This window comes from Halomonas meridiana, assembly GCF_009846525.1.
GTDB lineage: Bacteria > Pseudomonadota > Gammaproteobacteria > Pseudomonadales > Halomonadaceae > Vreelandella.
On sequence record NZ_CP024621.1, the window covers coordinates 2,921,384 to 2,941,081 of the forward strand.

The window sequence follows — 19,698 nt, forward strand, 5'->3', positions numbered from 1 at the left end:
GTCCGTTGCCTACTGACAAGATATTTAGAAAGCGACGTTCAGGCCCAGCCACACCCGGCGGCCGTCATCCACGTAGCCATACTCGTCGTAGGTGATGCGCTCGTCGAACAGGTTGTAGATTCCGGCATTCACCGTGGTGCTATCGTTGAGCTGATAGCCGATACCGGCATCCACGAAGGTGTAAGACGGCGCGACGATGGCGCTTTGCGAGGGCCCGGTGGTGGGCTGGCTCTCTTCACCCCGGTAGGTCACTTTAGTCCACTGGCTAAGCCGTGCGTTTACGTCCCAATCCAGCGTGGCCGACACCTGGTGGCGGGGCAGCTGGGTCAGCGGCTCGCCAGCGTACTCGCCGCTTTTCTGTTCGGAATCGGTGAAGGTGTAGCTGGCGGTTAGCGCTAGCGTGTCGGTTAGCGGTGCGCCTAGGCTGGCCTCGACCCCTTGGGTCACTGCATCGTCGATATTGACCCGGTACGTGGGGTCACTGCCGAAATCATTCGCTCCATCGCGGCAAATATCGGTCGGGCAGGCGATGCGAGTGATTTTGTCTTCGAAGTCGTTGTGGAACAGCGTGAGGCTGCCGTTCAGGCCTGCGTCGTTACCGTACAGCAGCGCGATCTCTTTGTTGAGCGAGGTTTCCGGCTCGAGATCCGGGTTACCGTAAATATTACCGCCACGGCTGACCTGCCCCCAGTCCGGGGTGATTTCCCGTAGGTTGGGCGAGCGGTAGCCGGTGGAGACACCGCCTTTCAGCGTCCACTCCGGCGTCATGTTCCAAACGCTGTAAAGGCGCGGGCTCAGATGGCTGCCGTAGTTGTCGTCATCGTCCAAGCGCAGCCCGCCGGTCAGTGCCCTGGCGTCGGTCAGCATCCACTCGTCTTCCACGAACAGCGCCCACTGGCTGTTTTCAATTGTCTGCCGGTCGGAGATTTGGTTGGTCGAGCTATCGTCCAGCGACTCCTCTTCCCAGCTCGCCCCAACGGTCACCATGTGCATGCCCAAGGGAATCAGGGCGCTGGTTTTCGCGGTGATGTTGGTAATCTCGATATTCCGAGACTGGTTTTCGCTGCGCTCGCGCTGCACGAAGGTTTCGCTGGTGCCCCAATCGAAGCGTCCGCTGTGGGTCACCGCCACGTGGGTGTTGGTGTACTCGCCGATGCTGTCGGTGCAGCCGCCGCGGCAGCCGTCCACCGGCCCGGATCGGCCCACTAGCGAGCGGCGGTCTTGCTCGGTAATGCCCGCTTCGGCGGTAAAGTCGTGATTGTCGCTAGCGGCCAGGCTTAGCCGTGCGGTCAGGCTTTGCAGGCTTTTTTCTTCGTAGCCGTACTCGATGTCGTCTTCGTCGCGCTCGGAGGTGCGGCCATAGAGCTGTAGCCCCAAGCGCTCGCCCACCAGCGGCCCGCTGAGGTAGAAGTTCGCTTGGCGGCTGTCGCCGGAGGCGCTATCTTCCTGCAGCACCGTATCGAGCTGGATATTGCCGTGCCAGCTATCCGCCACTTTGCGGGTAATCACGTTGATCACCCCGCCGATGGCATCGGAGCCGTACAGGGTCGACATCGGCCCGCGCACCACCTCGATACGCTCGATGGCTTGCAGCGGCGGCAGCCAATCCTGTTCAAAGCCCGCATCCCCATTGGGACGCGACTCTCGTGAGCTTTGCGGGCGTCCATCGACCAGAATCAGCGTGTATTGTGACGGCATGCCGCGAATGGAAATATCGTTGCCGTTATCGCCACGCCCGCCGCCCGTGACGACCACGCCTGGTACGTCGCGCAGCGCATCGGTGACGTTTTGGTAGTGACCACGCTCCAGCTCTTCACGGGAGATCACGCTGATCGAGGCGGGGGCGCTACTGATCTGCTGCTCGAAGCCGGAGGCCGTCACCACGATATCGTTAAGTTGGGGCGTTTCTTGAGCCACGGCTGCCCCGCAGGCGAGAGATGAAATAGCGCTGGCCAGCAGCGTACGGCGCAATCGAGAAGACATAGCGGGTTCCTTTGATATAAAGAGCACTTGCTTACAAATACGAATTATTAGCATTTATATTTTTGCATACTCTTTGCACAAAGGGGCGGGACGGTGCGTTCAACCAAGCGGAACACAAATGGCAATTATTTTCATTCAGCAAATTCGATGGCACAATAGCCTGACTCCGTTTCGCCAGTGGTCCCGACTATGTACGATTTTGATGAACTCGCCGCTTTTGCCGATGTGATGACCACCGGCAGCCTGACACGCAGCGCACAGAAGCTCGGGCTGGCAAAATCGACGTTGAGTCGCCGAATCAGCCAGCTAGAAGCCCGGCTAAACCAACCGCTGCTGCGTCGTCAGGCGAACCGTTTGATTCCCACCGAAGCGGGCCTGCTGTTTCATCAGTACTGCACCGAGCTGCTGGCCATGGCCGCCCACAGCCAAGAGGCGCTGGCGGAGCTGCGCGAGGAGATCAGCGGTAAAGTCACGCTCGAAGTACACGGCGCGCTGGCACGAGGCTGGATGGCAGGCGTCATGGATGCGTTCTTGACCCGCTACCCCAAGGTCGAGCTAACCCTGCATACCCGGGAGACGCCGCCCACCAAGATGCACAGCAACAGCGTGCACATTTGGCTAGGCGCCACCCATGAGTGCGGGCTGAATCAGGAGCGTTTGGGCCACCTCACCCGAGGCCTCTACGCCAACCCGCACTATTTAGCCCACGCAGGAACGCCGCAGCACCCTCAAGAGCTGGATGCGCATGCCTGGATCGACTTGTTGGATACTGCATCCAGCGGCCTACTGCTGCACCACGCCGAACACGCCGACTACCTGTTCAACGCACCCCGCTCGCGGCTCCGGGTGGATCTTACAGCGCTGCACATCGATGCCATCGCCTATGGCCAAGGGATCGGCCTGCTGCCCCACTGGGTGGTCGAAAAACGCGAGCGCCACCACCCTGGAGATCTGGTCAACTGCCTGCCCGGCTGGGAACCTGCTCCCCTACCCGTGACGCTGCTATATGCCTACGGGCACCACTCCCGCCGGGTCAACGCGCTGCTGGACTTTCTGCGTGATCAGGTGCCCACCGCATGGCAAACCCGCACTGGCGCCGTGCACACGCACTAGCGATTCACCTTGCCAGTTAGCCGCCTAATTACCCACAATAGGCGGCCGATGATCGTCAAGGAACGTTAATGCTCGCTGAACTCTTCGCCGTCATGGCCCCTGTATTGGCCGGTGCCGGGCTAGGCTTTCTATGGGTTCGCCTCGGCCAACCCTACCCCGTCGATTTTGTGACACGCCTCGTTTTCAATATTGGTACGCCCGCGCTGGTGCTGGCGTCGCTGTCTGGGGCAACGATCGATGCCAGCACGTTCGGTCAAGTCATGCTGGCTGCCGCCCTGGTGATCGTCGGCATGGGGGCCGCTAGTTTTGCCGTTGCCAAGGTGCTGCGCCGAGATTGGCGAGTGCTCATCGCGCCGATGATGTACCCCAACACGGGCAATATGGGGCTGCCGGTGGTGCTGTACGCCTTTGGCAGCGCGGGCTTTGCTTACGGCATTACGGTGATGGTGACGGTTTCGTTGTTTCAGTTCACCTTGGGGGCGGTGCTCAGTAGCCAGGGCAACCCGGTTAAAACTCTGCTCAAAACCCCGACGGTGTACGCCATCGCCCTCTCCATGGCGCTGCTGCTGACCGATACCCCGCTGCCCCTATGGATGGCCAACACGGTCGATCTCATGTCGGGCTTCACCGTACCGCTCATGCTCATCACCCTCGGCGTATCGCTGGCTAGCATTCAGGTGAAAAGCCTGCGCTCTGGGGTTGGCTTTACTCTCATCCGTATTCCGCTGGCCGCGGCGGCTGCGTGGCTCATCGCTGGCTGGCTAGGTCTGCCACCGCTGGCGCAGAACATTCTGGTGGTACAGATGTGCATGCCGGTGGCGGTCTTCAACTATTTATTCGCCCAACGTGCCCAGCGCGAACCGGCCTATGTGGCCAGCCTCGTGTTCTGTTCGACCTTGATGGCGCTGTTCTATTTACCGGCCTTGCTGGCGCTGCTGATGTAGCGCCGGGAACCCCCGCCCGTCGTTGGCAGTCACTGCTAGACTACTACTGACGTTGCGCCACTCGAGGACATACAATGCCAATGCGACACTCCCTGCCCGTTCGACCGCAAACGCCACACCCCCGCTCGCTCTGCCATCGCGCCGTTCGCTGGGTGGCCCCTTGCGTCACGGGGCTTCTGCTCGCCAGCGCAGCTCATGCGGACGTCGTTCACCAAGCATTAGACACCGAGCATCTAGCCCTCACCATCGAGCGCGTGGCCGACGGCCTCGACAACCCTTGGGCGGTGGCGTTCTTGCCCGATGGCCGCTATCTGGTCAGCGAGCGCAGCGGGGGGTTGAACCTCGTCGACGCCGAGGGACGCATCGAGGCGTTGAGTGGCCTGCCCCGAGTCAGCCAAAACGGTCAGGGGGGCCTGCTGGATGTGGCGCTGCACCCTGAGTTCGGCGACGGCGAACACGATTGGATTTACTTCACCTGGAGCAAGCCAGAAGGCAGTCAAAGCCGCTCGGCGCTCTCGCGCGTCAAGTGGCAAGATGACGCTTTGGGCGAGGTCGAGCATTTGTTCGAGCAGGATCGCGCCTCCTCTCCCGGCCGGCACTACGGTTCACGCTTGGCGTGGCTTAAAGATGGCACGCTACTCATGAGCATTGGCGACCGCGGCGTCGACCCTTCCCGCGCCCAAGCCCGCGATGACCACGCAGGCTCTACGCTGCGGCTCACCGAGACCGGCGACGTGCCAGATGACAACCCCTTCGTGGATGACGACGATACGCTGGATGAGATTTACACCCTAGGCAACCGCAATATTCAGGGCATGACCGTGCTAAGCAATGGCGAGCCCTGGGCCACCGAGCACGGCCCGCGCACCGGCGATGAGTTGAACCAGATCGTGCCTGGCAACAACTACGGCTGGCCGGAGGTGAGCCTGGGCAACGATTACGCCACCAACGAACCCATTGGCGTGGAATCCAAACCCGGCATGGAAGACCCGGTCTATCGCTTCGATGGGCGCTTTGCCCCTTCGGGCTTGGCCGAAGTGACCAGCGATGCCTTTGAGCCCTGGCAAGGAAGCCTGCTGGCGGGTGGCCTTGGCAGCCAAAAGCTGCTGCGCCTCACCCTCGACGAGGGCCAAGTGGCCGACGAAGAGCTGATTCTGGATGGCGAGATTGGCCGCATCCGCGACGTGCGCCAAGGGCCCGATGAGGCGATTTACTTGCTAACCGACGGCAGCCAAGGCAGCCTTTACCGCCTGACACCGACCGAGCGCTAATCTCGAGCCACCACCAGGAAGCACGATGCGACTACGTAACCTCATCATTTTAACGGTCATCGTACCGCTGTTCGTGATTCTGGTGGTGTTTAGTCTAGTGGCGATCAAATCGCTGGAAGACAACGTGCGCTCCAAGCTGCAAACCGAAGTCGAGATCATCACCCGCGCACTCAGCACCTCGCTGAGCTACGCAGTGGCCCGCGACAGCGCCACGCCGTTGGAAGAAGCGCTGCAATCGGCGTTTTCGTTTCACCGCATTTATGGCGCTTACGTATTCGACCCCCAAGGCCGAGAAATATACGGCCTGGGCCTGGGGAAAGATCTGTTCACGCCGGAAGAGATCCAACAGGTCATCGCCACCGACGACATGCACAGCAGCTACCGTCAGCAAGAGGGCTGGACCTACTACTCCGCGCTGACGCCCCTGCGCACCCAAGATGGCACCGTGCAGGGCGTGCTGCAGGTGAACCGCCTCAATACCGGCATCGAGAACTACACCGGGTTTATTAGCATCGTGGCCGTACTGGTCTTCGTGATTGGGGCAGCGGGCATCGTGTTCAGCATTTGGTGGGGATTTCGCCACTATATCGAGCGGCCGCTCAACCGCCTGCTGCGCGTCATGCTGCTCGTCGAAGATGGCGACCGCAGCCAGCGGGCCACGGCAGATGGCCCCACGGAGTATCGCCGCCTTGCGTCGGGCTTGAACGGCATGCTGGACGCCATGGCCGAAAAAGATCGCGACATCGATGCGCGACAGCGGCGCGAAATCGAGCTGGAAAAGCGTCTACGCAAGTCCAAAAAGCTCGCCGAACTGGGCGTGCTCGCCGCTGGGGTCGCCCACGAGATCGGCGCCCCTTTGACGGTCATCAATGGCCAAGCTCAGCGCTTGGCTCGCCGTCATACGATTGGCAACGATGAGCGGGCACGGCTTGGCCGCATTCGTGGCGAAGTGGAACGCATCGTCGAGATCGTCCGTCAGCTGATGGAACTTGGCCGACAACATAACGTGGAGAAAGGACACCAAGCGCTCGATCAGCTTATCATCAGTGCCAGTGAGCTGGTCGAAGAGGAGTTGGAACCACGAAATATCCATCTGGATATTGATCTTCCTACTCCGACCCCCCATTTATTGGTCAATGGTCAGCAAATCGTTCAAGTGCTGACCAATTTATTACGCAACGCCGCCCAAGCTCCCCAGGTCAGCCATATCCGTGTGCGCGCGCAGGCACACAGCGAAGAGCTGACCCTTTGGGTAGAAGACGACGGGCCTGGCATCCCAGCTTCGCACCATCATCAAGTGTTCGATCCATTTTTCACCACCAAGCCGGTGGGCCAAGGCAGCGGCTTGGGATTATCGATGGTGCACCGCATTATTAACGACCACGGCGGGACGATTGGCGTATTTGACAGCGCGCTTGGCGGCGCTGGCTTTGAAATTACGCTGCCCCTTAGTGAAACCGCATCCGCTTGAGGACGACGTTTGTGACCCATCAGGAACACCTTTTACCGTTATTGGTGGTGGAAGATGACGCCGCTATCCGTGAGTTATTAGAGGAAGAGCTCAACGACGCGGGCTACGACACACTGGGTGTCCCCAGCGCAGAAGAGGCCATTGCTCTGCTGAGCCATACGCCGGTGGCCATGATGATTACCGATGTACGGCTACCGGGCATGACCGGCATTCAGTTACTTCAACAGCTCCGCCAGAGCGGCAGCGAGCTTGGCATCATCGTGATTACCGCATTTGGCACCATTGACCAAGCGGTTGAGGCCCTCAAGTTAGGGGCGGACGACTTTTTGACCAAACCTCTGGATTTAGACGCTATCCGCGAGGCCGTTTTTCGCGTACTGGAGCGCCAGCGTTTGTCCCTTTCCCATGATACGGAACTTAGCCATTTTCACGGCATCGTGGGCAAGAGCCCGGCCATGCAGTCGCTGTTTCACGATGCGTCGCGGTTGGCGAAAAGCGATGCGCCTATTTTGATTTTGGGTGAAAGCGGTACCGGGAAAGAGCTGCTGGCCCGAGCGATTCATCAGGAGAGCAGCCGCCACGATGCTCCGTTCGTGCCCGTGAACTGCGCCAGCATTCCTGCCGACCTGATGGAGAGCGAATTTTTTGGCCACGTGAAAGGCGCCTTTACCGGCGCTAACGAGGCCCGTAAAGGCCTGTTTCACAGCGCCCAGGGCGGCAGCCTGTTTCTCGATGAGATTGGCGAAATGCCGATCAATCTGCAGGCCAAGCTGCTGCGCGCCCTGCAAGAGAAAACCGTTCGCCCAGTGGGGGGCGAGCGCGAGGAGCCGGTGGACGTGCGCATCATTGCCGCCACTCACCGCCACTTGGAAAAAGAGATCGAGCAGGAGAACTTCCGAAGCGATCTGTTTTACCGCCTGGAAACGTTCTCACTGCGCATTCCACCGCTACGCGAGCGCGGCACGGATATCGAACACCTGGTCTTTGCGTTGATCGACAAACACGCGGAAGCCCAGGACAAACAGATCGAGCAGATCGAGCCGGAGGCCCTCAACAGCCTGTTGAACTACAGCTACCCAGGCAACGTACGCGAACTGGAGAATGCAATCATGCGCGCGGTCACACTAAGCGAAGCGGGCGTGCTGCAGCATCAGGACCTGCCCGAACGCCTGCGCGAACAATCCAGCCAGCAAAAGAGCAGTGCCGACACCACGCCTACGCTCAGCGGTGAGGTGCTGCCCGGCACCCAGATCCCGGCACCCGCACCGGCCCGCTGGCCGAGCCTAGAAGAGGTCGAGAAGCGCTATATTCGCAAGGTGTTGGAAGCCACAGGTGGGAATAAACGGCGCACGGCCGAAGTGCTGGGGATTGCCCGCCGCACGCTCTACCGGCGGTTAGAAGATAGCGAAGAGTAATCCCATGCCGGTCGCCGTTCGACGACCGGCTTTTTAACGCCTACTCCGTGACGCCCTCGCCGGGCGACTCCCGTGTTGCCTGGCCGTCGTTCGCCATGGGCCCGGTATCCATGGGCTCTTGAGGTTCGTCTGCCGGTGCTTCTGAATCGGTGGTCGGTGCCTCTGAATCGCCGCACCCCGTCAGCACGCCTGCCATGAGCAGTGCGCTCAGCAGTAACGCCAACCCACGCGCGTTGTGTAATCGTGACATCATGTCGTTCTCCTTCCTTGATCATGGGCAAACAGCCGCCAAGGCAGCGACTGCTCCCCTAACCTTAGCGGCTGTCCGCGATCTTGCAAAACCGAGCGCCACCCGGCATGCACTGCCCGAAGGCAAAAAAAAGCCCCCGCGGGCGCGGGGGCGAAAAGGATGGTAAACCGCGTGGAGCAGCCGCAGGGAACAGACAGCTGGGTCGGCCTACCATCGTAGGGAGCGTTGACGACTATTGGCCGTTAGTCATGTCTTCCTCTTCATCGCCACTAGGGGCGTCATCGGTACCCGCTTCATCGGCACCGGGCATGGGGTCGGTACCTTCACCGAAACCAGGATTCTCTTCAGGATCGTTTGCGGACGCCGCCGATGTATTTTCTTCCGGCATGGGCGCCTGCTCATCAGGCATCGGCTCTTGCGCTGCTGCCGGGTCGTCACCCAGACCGGGGTCTTCGTTCATCGGCTCGTCTGCCATGGCAGGCTCGTTCTCAGCAGCCGGAGCGGTAGAGGTGGTGGCATCCTGCTCCAGCGTGTCGGGCTGCTGTGCCGGGGGCATCTCCTCGTCGCCATTACCACAGCCAGCCAAGGCCAGGGTGCTGACGGTTGCCGCTAACATACACAGCGTCAGTACACGTGGACGCTTACGCGGTTGGCTCACTTGCTTGTCCATAAGGGTTGCCTCCATTGACGACTAACGTGCTTGCGTCACTTGCCAAGCATTTCTAAAACGATACTTTCACACTTCGTGCCAACATCCACATAAAATAATTTTTAATTTTAAAAACAATACCTTAAAAACAAAATCAGGATGCCATCCGCTGTCATGACAGGGTCATAGACGGGGGTTCAAAATGGCACATGTGGCGTAAATTGACGGGATGGACGGGAGCGTTGTGGCACATCCCGCTCACTTATGTATAATAATTTGTAATAACTTATCAAATATAATCTTAACTTCTACTTATGAACCGTTTTGTGTCGCTGCTTGCAGGAAGCACGTAAAGGCCGCAGGTAAGCGCATTGAGTAACGACACAAGGCTGCTCATTCAATCAAAAGGCACCGCTGATGGACGAGACACGCCCTGTCAAAATTCAGGTACGCGGCTTGAGCAAGGTATTTGGCAAGCAGCCCAAAAAAGCACTCGAGCTACGCGACCAAGGCCTCAAGCGCCCTGAAATTCTCGAAAAAACGGGCCAAACCCTGGGCCTTTCCAATATCTCCTTCGACGTTTACGAAGGCGAGCTACTGGTCATCATGGGCCTATCGGGTTCGGGTAAATCGACCCTGATTCGCTGCTTGAACCGCCTCATCGACACCACCGAAGGTGAGATCGTCATTGATGGCGAAAACATCCCAACGCTGGGCGAAAAGGCCCTGCTAGAGTGCCGCCGTCGCCACTTCTCGATGGTGTTTCAAAACTTCGCGCTCTTTCCTCACCGCACGGTTCAGCAGAACGCCGAGTTCGGCCTGGAAATTCGCGGCGTCGAAAAATCGGAGCGCCAGTCGATTGCTCATAACGCGCTGAAGCAAGTGGGTTTGGAAGGCTGGGAGGACGCCTACCCAAACCAGCTGTCGGGCGGCATGCAGCAGCGCGTCGGGCTTGCCCGCGCCTTGGCGAACGATGCCAGCGTTCTGCTGATGGACGAGGCCTTCTCGGCCCTCGACCCGCTGATCCGGAAAGATATGCAGCAAGAGCTTCTGCAGCTGCAAACCAAAATGCAGAAAACCACCGTCTTCATTACCCACGACCTGGATGAAGCGCTCAATATCGGCGACCGCATCGTGCTGCTAAAAGATGGTGAAGTCGTACAAATCGGCACGCCGGAAGAGATCCTCACCAAGCCCGCCGATGACTACGTCCGCCGCTTTATTGAAGGGGTGGACCGCTCGCGCATTTTGACCGCCGAGAGCGCCATGCGCCCGGTGCGCACCACGGCACGGGACAGCGACGGCCCGCGAACGGCGCTGCACCGTATGCGCGATCACAGTATCGATTCCATTTACGTGACCGACCGTGACCGCCAACTGCTCGGGCTACTCGAAGCCGATGCGGCTAGCCGTGCCATCGAGGAAAAAGCCGAGACCATTACCCATCACCTGACTCAGGACTTCCGCAAAGTGCCGCCAGACGAGCCGCTGCAAAACCTCTTCGCCATGTTTAGCGAAAAGAGCTACCCGATTGCGGTGGTGGATGAGCAGCAGCGCCTGCTGGGCGTTGTGGTGAAAGGCGCGGTACTGGATGAACTGGCACGAGCAGGAGAGCAGTAATGGAGATCGCACGTATTCCTTTAGGTAGCTGGATCGAAAGCGGCCTGACGTGGCTGACCAGCGAATACTCCGTCGTGACGCGCGGCATTTCCCGCGTGACGCAAACAGGGATCAACAGCCTCAACGATGGCCTGATGTGGCTACCCGAGTGGGCACTGCTGGCGATCATTGCGCTGCTGTGCTGGAAACTCGCCAGCACTCGCTTGGCCATTGGTGCAGTTGCCGGGCTGGCGTTGATCTGGAATCTAGGGCTTTGGAACCCGATGATCGAGACGCTGACGCTGGTGGTGATTGCCACGCTAGTGGCGGTGGTCATTGCCTTGCCCGTGGGGATTGCCGCGGCGCTTTCCGAGCGGCTCTACCGACTGATCATGCCCGTGCTGGACTTCATGCAGACCATGCCCGCGTTCGTGTACCTGATTCCTGCCATTCCGTTCTTCGGGATTGGCTCGGTCTCGGCGATTTTCGCCACGGTCATCTTCTCCATGCCTCCTGCGATTCGTTTTACCACGCTGGGCATTCGTCAAGTGCCGACCGAGCTCATCGAAGCTGCCGACGCCTATGGTGCCACGCGGGGCCAAAAACTGTTCAAAGTACAGCTACCGCTTTCGCTGCCCACGGTGATGGCAGGCATCAACCAGACCATCATGCTGGCGCTGTCGATGGTGGTGATTGCGGCCATGATCGGTGCCGATGGCTTGGGTAGCGAAGTGTGGCGCGCCATTCAGCGTCTACGCCCGGGCGACGGCTTCGAAGCAGGGATCGCCGTGGTGATCCTGGCCATGCTGCTAGACCGCCTGACGCAATCGCTGCGCAAATCGCGCCGCTCATCATAGCGCTCGACGCTGCGTTGACCCGGGCACTTGAACCACCGGTCATGAGTGACCATGCTGAACGGGTCAACCGATCACTTAGGTTAAGACAAGAAAGACCTCTTCATACCGCAGTGGTGAGTGCCACTGCCCATCAACAGGGAGCAAGTGAATGAAAACGCATACGTTGAATCACCGCATCCGCCTCGCCTCTATGGCCCTGGTCGCCGGTACTGGCCTCGCCGCTGGCAGCCTGGCCCACGCACAGGACCAGGGCACGATCAACCTGGCCTACGTGGAGTGGTCGTCTGAAGTCGCCTCCACCAACGTCATGGCGGCGGTACTCGAGCAAGCAGGCTTCGAAGTGGAGCTGACGTCTCTGTCCGCGGCAGCAATGTTCCAAGCGCTCTCCACGGGCGATGCCGATGCCATCGTGGCCGCTTGGCTGCCCACCACCCACGCGGACTACATGGAGCGCGTCGGTGGCAATACCGAAGACCTGGGTCCCAACCTGGATGGCACCAAACTCGGCTTGGTCGTACCTGAGTACACCGACGTGGACTCCATTGCCGACCTGAACGACAACGCCGACAGCTTCAACGGCGAGATCATCGGTATTGACCCCGGTGCAGGCCTAATGGCACTCACCGAAGAGGTTGTGGATACCTATGACCTTGGGCTGGACCTGCGCAGCGGCAGCGGCGCCACCATGACAGCGGCCCTGGCCAGCGCCATCCAAAACGAAGAGGACGTGGTCGTCACCGGCTGGACTCCGCACTGGATGTTTGCTCGTTTCGATCTGAAATACCTCGAAGACCCGGAAAACGTCTACGGCGGTGCCGAGCAGATCCATACCGTGGTTCGTAGCGGCCTGGAAGAGGACATGCCCGACGCGTATGCCATTCTGGATGCCTTCGAGTGGACGCCCGAGCAGATGGGCGAAGTCATGCTGATGAACCAGGAAGAAGGCAGCGACCCCTACGACAATGCCAAACAGTGGGTAGAAGAGAACCAAGACGTCGTCGAGCAGTGGCTCAATAGCTAACGCCCGCTCATAAGCGTTTAATGACAGGGGGCTACGGCCCTCTGTTGTCGTTATAGTTATGTCGCTTTTTCGTGGTAATGTGCCCGCGCGTTGAATAAAGATTAAGCAACGTTTGCTACTGTTACTGATGTAATACACGCCTGCTACCGCACCCATGGATGACCAGAGGGAAACCGCTGGTCCACCAACGTGCGTTTAGCGGTTTCTGTCCGACATGGAGAGGCTCCCGTGGATAATCCTGACTCTAAGCGTCCCGCTGATGAGCCGGTATCAGAAGGCATCCCCGCCCCTGATGGTCCGGCCAACCTGATCGATACCGACTACGTGATCGGTCAAGACAACATCACGACGAGTGCAATGGGCTTCAACCTTGACCTGCACGGCAAGGTATTCACCATTTCTGCGCTCATCGTGCTGCTGTTTGTGGTACTGACTCTTGCTCTGCAAGACATGATTGCACCGGTTTATGATGCCATCTTTGGCTTTTTGACCGGCAACCTGGCCTGGTTCTTCATTCTGGCCGCCAATATCTTCGTCATCCTCTGCTTGGGTTTGATCGTATCGCCCCTGGGTAAAATCCGAATTGGCGGGGCAGATGCCAAACCGGACTTTACCTACACCGGCTGGTTCTCGATGCTGTTTGCGGCCGGTATGGGCATCGGGCTGATGTTCTTTGGCGTCAACGAACCGCTGACGCACTTTGGCACCTCTCTCGACGGTGGCGATTGGGCACCGTTGGCTGGTGCTGAAGGCGATACGGCGGGTGCGGCGGCACTCGGCATGGCGGCGACGATCTTCCACTGGGGTCTGCACCCGTGGGCGATTTATGCCGTTGTGGCGCTGTCACTGGCGCTATTCTCGTTCAACAAAGGCTTGCCGCTCTCCATGCGCTCGGTGTTCTACCCGCTGCTGGGTGAGCGCGTGTGGGGCTGGCCGGGGCACTTGATCGATATCCTGGCGGTCTTTGCCACGCTGTTTGGTCTGGCCACGTCGCTGGGCTTGGGCGCCACCCAAGCCGCTGCCGGTTTGACCTACCTGTTTGGCGCGCCGGAAAGCGACATCACGATGATTCTGTTGATCATCGGCATCACCATGATCGCGATCTGCTCGATCGTGGCCGGGGTCGATAAAGGCGTACAGCTGCTATCGAAAATCAACATTGCCATGGCCGCCGCGCTGCTGTTTTTCGTGATCGGTGTCGGCCCCACGCTGCTGATTGCCACTGGCTTCTTCGAGAACTTGGTGAACTACGTGGTTCACCTACCGGCGCTATCGAACCCGTTTGGCCGTGAAGACGCGAACTTCAGCCAAGGCTGGACAGCCTTCTACTGGGCGTGGTGGATCTCCTGGTCTCCGTACGTCGGTATGTTCATCGCGCGGGTATCCCGTGGCCGTACCGTTCGTGAATTCCTGATCTCCGTACTGATCGTACCGTCGGTCGTTTCGGTTCTGTGGATGACGACGTTCGGTGGCACCGCCATCGACCAGTACGTCAGCCAAGGCATAGAAGCCGTGCGCGATGCGGGCGTGGATCTGCAGCTGTTTATCATGCTGGAGCAACTGCCGCTCTCGCAGATCACCTCGTTCATTGCCATCGTGCTGGTCATCGTCTTCTTTGTGACCTCGTCGGATTCCGGGTCGCTGGTGATCGACTCCATCACCGCAGGCGGCAAGGTGGATGCCCCGAAACCGCAGCGCGTGTTCTGGGCGATCATCGAAGGTGCGATTGCCATTGCGCTGCTGCTGGGCGGTGGTTTGACCGCACTGCAGACCATGGCCGTCTCTACCGGGTTCCCGTTCACCATCATTCTGCTGGTGGCGTGTTACGCCATCATCAAAGGCTTGATGAGCGAGCCCAAAGCGGTCTAACGATCTGCTTTACCTAGGTAAGACGCAAACGGGCAGCCCATGGGCTGCCCGTTTGCCTATCAGGGTGGAGAGATTCAAGCGTTAACACCACAGCGCTTTTAAGGGCGTGTCTGGCGTATAGCGATTGGCGATTTGCGCCTGCAAAAGCTCCGCGGTGGCCAGCGCGTCGACCAGCGCATGGTGCCCTTGATAGGCAGGCAAACCGTAGCGCTCACGACTGGCGTTGAGGCGAATCGATACCGGCGGCCGACCTAACCAACGGCGGAAACGAGCCCACAGAGTTTGACGATGCAGTCGCGCTTCCAGCGACATGGTATCGATCATTGGAAACAGCACCCCTTCGCCCCGGCGCGCCTTCACTGCCGCATCGAGAAAGGGGCGTTCGATGTTTCGAAAGTGAACCACCACGATACGCCCTGCCAGCACCGTCAACAGTTCATCCAACACGTCATCGAGGTCTGGCGCATCGGCGATCTCCGAGTGCGTGATGTGGTGATAAGCAATCGACGTCTCGTCCAGCGGCCGGGATGGCTTCACGACCCAGTAACGGCGTTGGGCCATGGGAATACGCCCCAACGTAAATGGTACGACGCCAATACTGACAATCGCATGGCGGCGCTCGTCGAGCCCAGTGGTTTCCATATCCAGCGCCACCATGGGCACTTCCGACAAGGGGGTATCCGGGTCGGGCATGGGCGTGTCGAAAAAGCGCTTCAACATCTCGTCTTGGGCCCGCTCGGCCCGGGCGGCCATATAGCCCTGCCAGTCGGCCTGGGTGACTTTTTGGCGCGGCCGTATGCCGTGCATATCAGCGCCCCTGCCGTTGGGTGGGAACGGGGTAGCGGAACTTCAAAAACTTCTGGGCATTGCTCAACACCTGAAACGCGTCTTTCAGGGTATGGCGTTCGCTATCTTCCACGTTCTCGGGCTCGATGTTGTTATCCGGCTCACGCTCCTCCTGCAGGTCGATCATTTGATGGCGTATCCGCGACATGCACAAAAACTCGAACGCATAGTTCAGCTTGTCGCTGACACCCGTCGCCAGCAGCTGGGTTTTGCTGATGTCGTCCAGACGCTGGAAGGAGTTTTGCGCTTTGGAACCGCAGGCCAGTGCATGCACGCGAATCAAATCCACCATCGGTGCCGTACCGCGCCGCTTGAGATTGATGGAGTTATTGTGCTTGCCATCTTTCTCCATCACGAAGGTGCGGAAAAAGCCGAGGGGCGGGGTTCGATTGAGCGCATTGCGTGCCATAGCCGCCAGGAACAGCGGCGACTTGGGAGCGGTTTGGGCAATCAAATCCTGGAGCGTTTCGACGAACAAATCTTCCCCATAGATGCTATCCAGATCGAAAAAGATCGAGCTGTGCAGCAGTTTCTCGGGGGTTGGGTTCGCCATCCAGTCCTGAAAATAGCGCTTCCATACCGCCAGCGGCTGACGCCACTGGCGGTTGGTCGCCATCACGTCGCCCTTACAGTAGGTGTAGCCACAGGCGGCCAGACCATCGCTCACAAACGCCGCTAAGGCATGGAAGTACTCGTCATGCTCTTCGGGGACGAAGTCGTCAGAAAGAATCAGCGCATTATCCTGGTCGGTGACGATGCTCTGCTCATTACGCGCCATGGAGCCATTGACCATGTAGCAGTACGGCACCGGCGGCGGCCCGAGGGTATCTTCGGCCAGCTCTAGCAGTCGACGGGTGAAGCTGCGGCCAATGGTAGAGAGCGCGCTGCCCACCATTTGCGAGTTCGCACCATCCTGCACCATGCGTACGAATGCCGCTCGAACGTCCGGTGCCAGCTTGGCCAGCCCTTGGGCGCTGGACTGGTTGAAGATATTGCTCACCAGATAAAGGCCGCTATGGGTTTCGTAGCGAATGATATCCGATAGGTGCACCACGCCTACCGGGCGCTGGCGATACAGCACGGGCAGGTGATGCACGTTGCTACGCAGCATGGTCAGCATCGCTTCATAGACCGAGGCATCGGACTGGATGGTAATGAGTCGTTCCGAAATCACCTCTCCGATGGGGGTCGTGGGCGATAGACCTTCGGCCACGACGCGCGTGCGAAAGTCGCTGTCAGTGAGAATGCCGCACATCTGCCAAGTTTTGCCCTCGCTATCCTGGAAGCTATAGCGGGGGTTATCGCTCCCCTCATTGATGACCAGCACCGCAGACGCTTGGGCGTCGATAATCTGTCGAGCTGCCTGCTGTACGCTGGTGGTGGATTCGACCATCACCGGGTAGCGAGTGACCAGTTTGCGAATGCGGGTCACCATCATGTCGTTCGACTTCTTCTGCTGCTCGGCGGCGGTCTCTAGCCGCGGACGCTCTAGCTCGACGAAATCGGCGAAGTCGTCATCCTCTTCACATAGACGTTGAAACACTGCGTCGGGGATAAAGTAAATCAGCGTGTCTTCGATAGCCTTGGCGGGAAAACGCACCTTGTGGTTACGCAACAGGCTGAAGTGGCCAAAGATATCGCCCTCACCTAGGCGGTTATAGAGCTCGCCCTGGCGGCGATACACCTCAACCGCACCGCTGCGAATGTAGCAAAGCTCATTCAGCGTATCGTTCAGCGTCAGAATATCGCTATCCGTTTTGAAATAGCTGACTTCTACCTGCTCGGCAATGGCGTCCAGCAACTCATCCGACAAACCATCAAACGGGGGAAACTGCCCCATGTGTTGGCGTATTTCTAATAACTCGACGTCCATACGCTCTCCTGCTGGGCGCTGACTCTATTGAACGGGCGGTGCTTTGACGAGAGTGGTGTCGTCAAGGGCTAAGTTTGTCGTGAACACTCGCCATGGACAACCCTTTGAAGGTGAATCGAAAGAGCGGGACGGATGGCCCGACACGAAAAAGCCCAGCGCACGAGCGCTGGGCTTTGGTCGACTTGCGGTGTGGCGGATACTTCGCACGTTAAGGAAAATCTGGCACTATCCGCATAGCCTTGGATGAAACATTCAACTCATGGCGTTTACGATTGGCTCGCCATTTCTTGAACGCGCTGCATCATTTCCGGATCTTGCTGGATGGATTGACCGATGGCGTTGAAGGTATCGACATCCAAGCCGCTGTCTTCGACAACTTCGATCATGCGGTCATTGGCTTCAGCGCGAACTTCCTGCTGTGCGGTTTCGTCTTCTGCTTCCTGCAGACGCTGTGTGTACTCTTGTGAGATCACGGCGATTTCTTGAGAAGCATCGGCGAACTGCTGTAGCTGCTGATCAGAAAAATCCTGAGCCGGGGCTTGCTGAGTGGCCATTGGATCTTGCGCTTGACCTTCAGCTTGTTGGGCGTGAGCGGTGCCTGCCATCAGACCCGTGGCAAGAAGTGCAGCAGAGAACAAAGCAGTCATACGTTGCATGGTAAGAAACCTCATTGGCGCGTTATGAATGTGCCCAGTGTGACGCGTCGTTTGGGCGCTGGTTCAATCTTTTATGTAAAACTCAGTAACAAAAAGAACAAAGCGTAAGTTATCTGCCCCATGAATCATGCTATCCCAGGAGCACTATGTCTATTAATTTCAAAACGTTAGGAGAGAAAGACGCCGCCTCCCTTGGGCTGGCCGCCATGCCAGGGCTTTTCGTTCTGCTCTGGAGCACCGGCTTTATCGGCGCGAAGTTTGGCCTGCCCTACGCCGAACCTTTCACCTTTTTGTTCATCCGTTTCGTGCTCACACTGCTGCTGTTGCTGCCATTGACGTGGCTGATGCGCATTGCCTGGCCTTCATCACCTACGTTATGGAAACATATTGCGGTATCGGGTTTGCTGGTCCACGGCACCTATCTGGGCGGCGTGTTTTACGGCATTTATTTAGGCATGCCCGCCGGCTTGGCCGCTCTACTGGTTGGCCTACAGCCACTGCTCACGGCGGCCTGCGCGGGACCGTTGCTAGGCGAGCGGCTGACCAAACGACAGTGGTGTGGTCTGCTCTTGGGCTTACTCGGCATCAGTTTGGTACTGGGTAGCAAGCTGGAACTCGGCAGTACGCTTTTTAGTGGGTTCGGGGTTGGGGCGCTGGTGAGCGTGATGGCCGCCCTGATGGGTATTTCGCTGGGCACGCTGTACCAAAAGCGTTACTGCACCAGCATGCCGCTGCTATCGGGCGCGGTCATCCAGTACATGGCGGCGGGCGCACTGCTGGGGGTAGGTGCCCTGCTGTTCGAAAGCCGCGAGGTGGAGTGGAGCACGACGTTCATACTGACGCTTGGTTGGCTCGTGCTGATTCTGTCGATTGCCGCTATCCTGCTACTGATGGCCTTGATAAAGAAGGGGGAGGCTTCCCGCGTGGCGAGTCTCTTTTATCTCGTGCCACCGGTCACTGCGCTACAGGCGTGGTGGCTATTCGATGAGCGTTTGCCGCTGCTTGGCTTGGCAGGCATGGTCATCGCCATTATGGGCGTGGTCATGGTCGTGCGCCCCTCGACGACATAACCGATACGAAAAAAGACGAATCTTCCAGGGCTTGGAAAAATGACTGCACAACCTCACTGCGCCAGGGTCAACGGCGTCTGCAACCGGTGCGATACGCCGGTTCCCTTCGCCTTTACGATGGCCTTTCAACCCATCGTCGATGTCGCTCAGCGACAAGTGGTGTACTACGAAGCACTGGTTCGCGGCGTGAACGGTGAATCGGCGTTTTCGATCCTGGATCAAGTGACCGATGAACTCATGTATCGCTTCGATCAAGCCTGCCGCGTCAAGGCGATCGAATTGGCCAGCGAGCTGGGCATGAACGCGCGGCTGTCGATCAACTTTCTACCGAATGCCGTGTACGAACCAGAAGCCTGCATTCAGTCCACGCTCGAAACATCACACCGCGTGGGCTGGCCAGCCGAAAGACTCAATTTTGAAATTACCGAGACCGAGCGCGTGGTCGACCGCGCGCACATGCGTTCGATCATCGACTGCTACCGGCGAATGGGCTTCACCACATCGCTGGACGACTTTGGCAACGGCTACGCTAACCTGGATTTATTGACCGATCTTCGCCCCGACACGCTCAAAATCGACCGAGAATTGGTCATGGATTGCGACAGCAACGTGCGCCGTCAGGCCATCCTCAAAAGCATGGTGTCACTGGCTCGTACCTTGGGAACGCAACTCGTGGCCGAAGGCGTCGAGACCCGAGAAGAGTCTCGCTGCCTTCTGGCACTGGGTATTTCGGTGCAGCAGGGGTACTATTTTGCCCGCCCTCAAGTGGGCGAGCTCCCCACCGTGGCGCTAGAGCGATACGAGTAGCGCG

17 protein-coding genes are annotated in these 19,698 nt (G+C 58.8%); 11 read left to right on the plus strand and 6 right to left on the minus strand.

Annotated elements, in window-relative coordinates; all coding sequences use genetic code 11:
* Window positions 1–24: 24 nt before the first annotated feature.
* Complete coding sequence (locus CTT34_RS13950; RefSeq protein ID WP_159342962.1) at window positions 25–1,983, minus strand: ligand-gated channel protein; 1,959 nt, start codon at window positions 1,981–1,983, stop codon at window positions 25–27.
* Window positions 1,984–2,172: 189 nt separating this feature from the next.
* On the opposite strand from CTT34_RS13950, the gene CTT34_RS13955 reads away from it, so the two are divergent.
* The 5 genes from CTT34_RS13955 (at window position 2,173) to CTT34_RS13975 (ending at window position 8,197) form a co-directional block, all read left to right on the plus strand.
* A complete protein-coding gene (locus CTT34_RS13955; protein ID WP_159342963.1) occupies window positions 2,173–3,096 on the plus strand; it encodes a LysR family transcriptional regulator in 924 nt (307 codons plus the stop codon).
* Between the two features lie 68 nt (window positions 3,097–3,164).
* On the plus strand, window positions 3,165–4,040 hold the full coding sequence (locus CTT34_RS13960) for an AEC family transporter (protein ID WP_159342964.1): 876 nt from the start codon (window positions 3,165–3,167) through the stop codon (window positions 4,038–4,040).
* An 80-nt stretch (window positions 4,041–4,120) separates the two neighbouring features.
* Window positions 4,121–5,311: a PQQ-dependent sugar dehydrogenase gene (locus tag CTT34_RS13965; RefSeq protein ID WP_159343808.1), complete on the plus strand. Its 1,191-nt coding sequence runs from the start codon at window positions 4,121–4,123 to the stop codon at window positions 5,309–5,311.
* Between the two features lie 25 nt (window positions 5,312–5,336).
* The gene (locus CTT34_RS13970; RefSeq protein ID WP_159342965.1) at window positions 5,337–6,782 is read left to right on the plus strand and encodes a sensor histidine kinase; all 1,446 of its coding nucleotides are present in this window, start codon (window positions 5,337–5,339) and stop codon (window positions 6,780–6,782) included.
* A gap of 11 nt (window positions 6,783–6,793) precedes the next feature.
* Complete coding sequence (locus tag CTT34_RS13975) at window positions 6,794–8,197, plus strand: sigma-54-dependent transcriptional regulator (RefSeq protein ID WP_159342966.1); 1,404 nt, start codon at window positions 6,794–6,796, stop codon at window positions 8,195–8,197.
* A gap of 40 nt (window positions 8,198–8,237) precedes the next feature.
* Here the strand turns inward: CTT34_RS13975 and CTT34_RS13980 are convergent, their stop codons facing one another.
* Together CTT34_RS13980 and CTT34_RS13985 are read right to left on the minus strand one after the other, a co-directional pair.
* On the minus strand, window positions 8,238–8,450 hold the full coding sequence (locus tag CTT34_RS13980; RefSeq protein ID WP_159342967.1) for a hypothetical protein: 213 nt from the start codon (window positions 8,448–8,450) through the stop codon (window positions 8,238–8,240).
* A gap of 229 nt (window positions 8,451–8,679) precedes the next feature.
* Entirely contained in the window at window positions 8,680–9,117 is a 438-nt protein-coding gene (locus CTT34_RS13985) for a hypothetical protein (protein ID WP_159342968.1), read from the minus strand.
* A gap of 396 nt (window positions 9,118–9,513) precedes the next feature.
* On the opposite strand from CTT34_RS13985, the gene CTT34_RS13990 reads away from it, so the two are divergent.
* From CTT34_RS13990 to CTT34_RS14005, 4 genes are all read left to right on the plus strand, one after another.
* Window positions 9,514–10,716: a quaternary amine ABC transporter ATP-binding protein gene (locus CTT34_RS13990; RefSeq protein ID WP_159342969.1), complete on the plus strand. Its 1,203-nt coding sequence runs from the start codon at window positions 9,514–9,516 to the stop codon at window positions 10,714–10,716.
* Window positions 10,716–11,552, plus strand: a complete 837-nt coding sequence (locus CTT34_RS13995) for an ABC transporter permease (protein ID WP_159342971.1) — start codon at window positions 10,716–10,718, stop codon at window positions 11,550–11,552. Before CTT34_RS13990 ends, CTT34_RS13995 begins: the two co-directional genes overlap by 1 nt.
* Before the next feature lie 148 nt (window positions 11,553–11,700).
* A complete protein-coding gene (locus tag CTT34_RS14000) occupies window positions 11,701–12,573 on the plus strand; it encodes a glycine betaine ABC transporter substrate-binding protein (RefSeq protein ID WP_159342973.1) in 873 nt (290 codons plus the stop codon).
* Between the two features lie 228 nt (window positions 12,574–12,801).
* The gene (locus CTT34_RS14005; protein WP_159342976.1) at window positions 12,802–14,442 is read left to right on the plus strand and encodes a BCCT family transporter; all 1,641 of its coding nucleotides are present in this window, start codon (window positions 12,802–12,804) and stop codon (window positions 14,440–14,442) included.
* A gap of 81 nt (window positions 14,443–14,523) precedes the next feature.
* Here the strand turns inward: CTT34_RS14005 and CTT34_RS14010 are convergent, their stop codons facing one another.
* The 3 genes from CTT34_RS14010 to CTT34_RS14020 all read right to left on the minus strand — a co-directional run bounded on the left by CTT34_RS14010 (window position 14,524) and on the right by CTT34_RS14020 (window position 17,817).
* Complete coding sequence (locus CTT34_RS14010; protein WP_159342977.1) at window positions 14,524–15,249, minus strand: 3'-5' exonuclease; 726 nt, start codon at window positions 15,247–15,249, stop codon at window positions 14,524–14,526.
* 1 nt (window position 15,250) lies between these two features.
* Window positions 15,251–17,161 carry a DUF294 nucleotidyltransferase-like domain-containing protein gene (locus CTT34_RS14015; RefSeq protein ID WP_159342978.1) on the minus strand — a complete coding sequence of 637 codons (1,911 nt, stop codon included), beginning with the start codon at window positions 17,159–17,161 and terminating at the stop codon, window positions 15,251–15,253.
* 266 nt (window positions 17,162–17,427) lie between these two features.
* Window positions 17,428–17,817, minus strand: a complete 390-nt coding sequence (locus tag CTT34_RS14020) for a DUF4168 domain-containing protein (protein WP_159342979.1) — start codon at window positions 17,815–17,817, stop codon at window positions 17,428–17,430.
* A 146-nt stretch (window positions 17,818–17,963) separates the two neighbouring features.
* Here CTT34_RS14020 and CTT34_RS14025 point away from each other — a divergent pair, with 146 nt between their 5' ends.
* Together CTT34_RS14025 and CTT34_RS14030 are read left to right on the plus strand one after the other, a co-directional pair.
* Complete coding sequence (locus tag CTT34_RS14025; protein ID WP_159342980.1) at window positions 17,964–18,887, plus strand: DMT family transporter; 924 nt, start codon at window positions 17,964–17,966, stop codon at window positions 18,885–18,887.
* A gap of 39 nt (window positions 18,888–18,926) precedes the next feature.
* Window positions 18,927–19,694: an EAL domain-containing protein gene (locus CTT34_RS14030; protein ID WP_463415023.1), complete on the plus strand. Its 768-nt coding sequence runs from the start codon at window positions 18,927–18,929 to the stop codon at window positions 19,692–19,694.
* The last annotated feature ends 4 nt before the right edge of the window (window positions 19,695–19,698 follow it).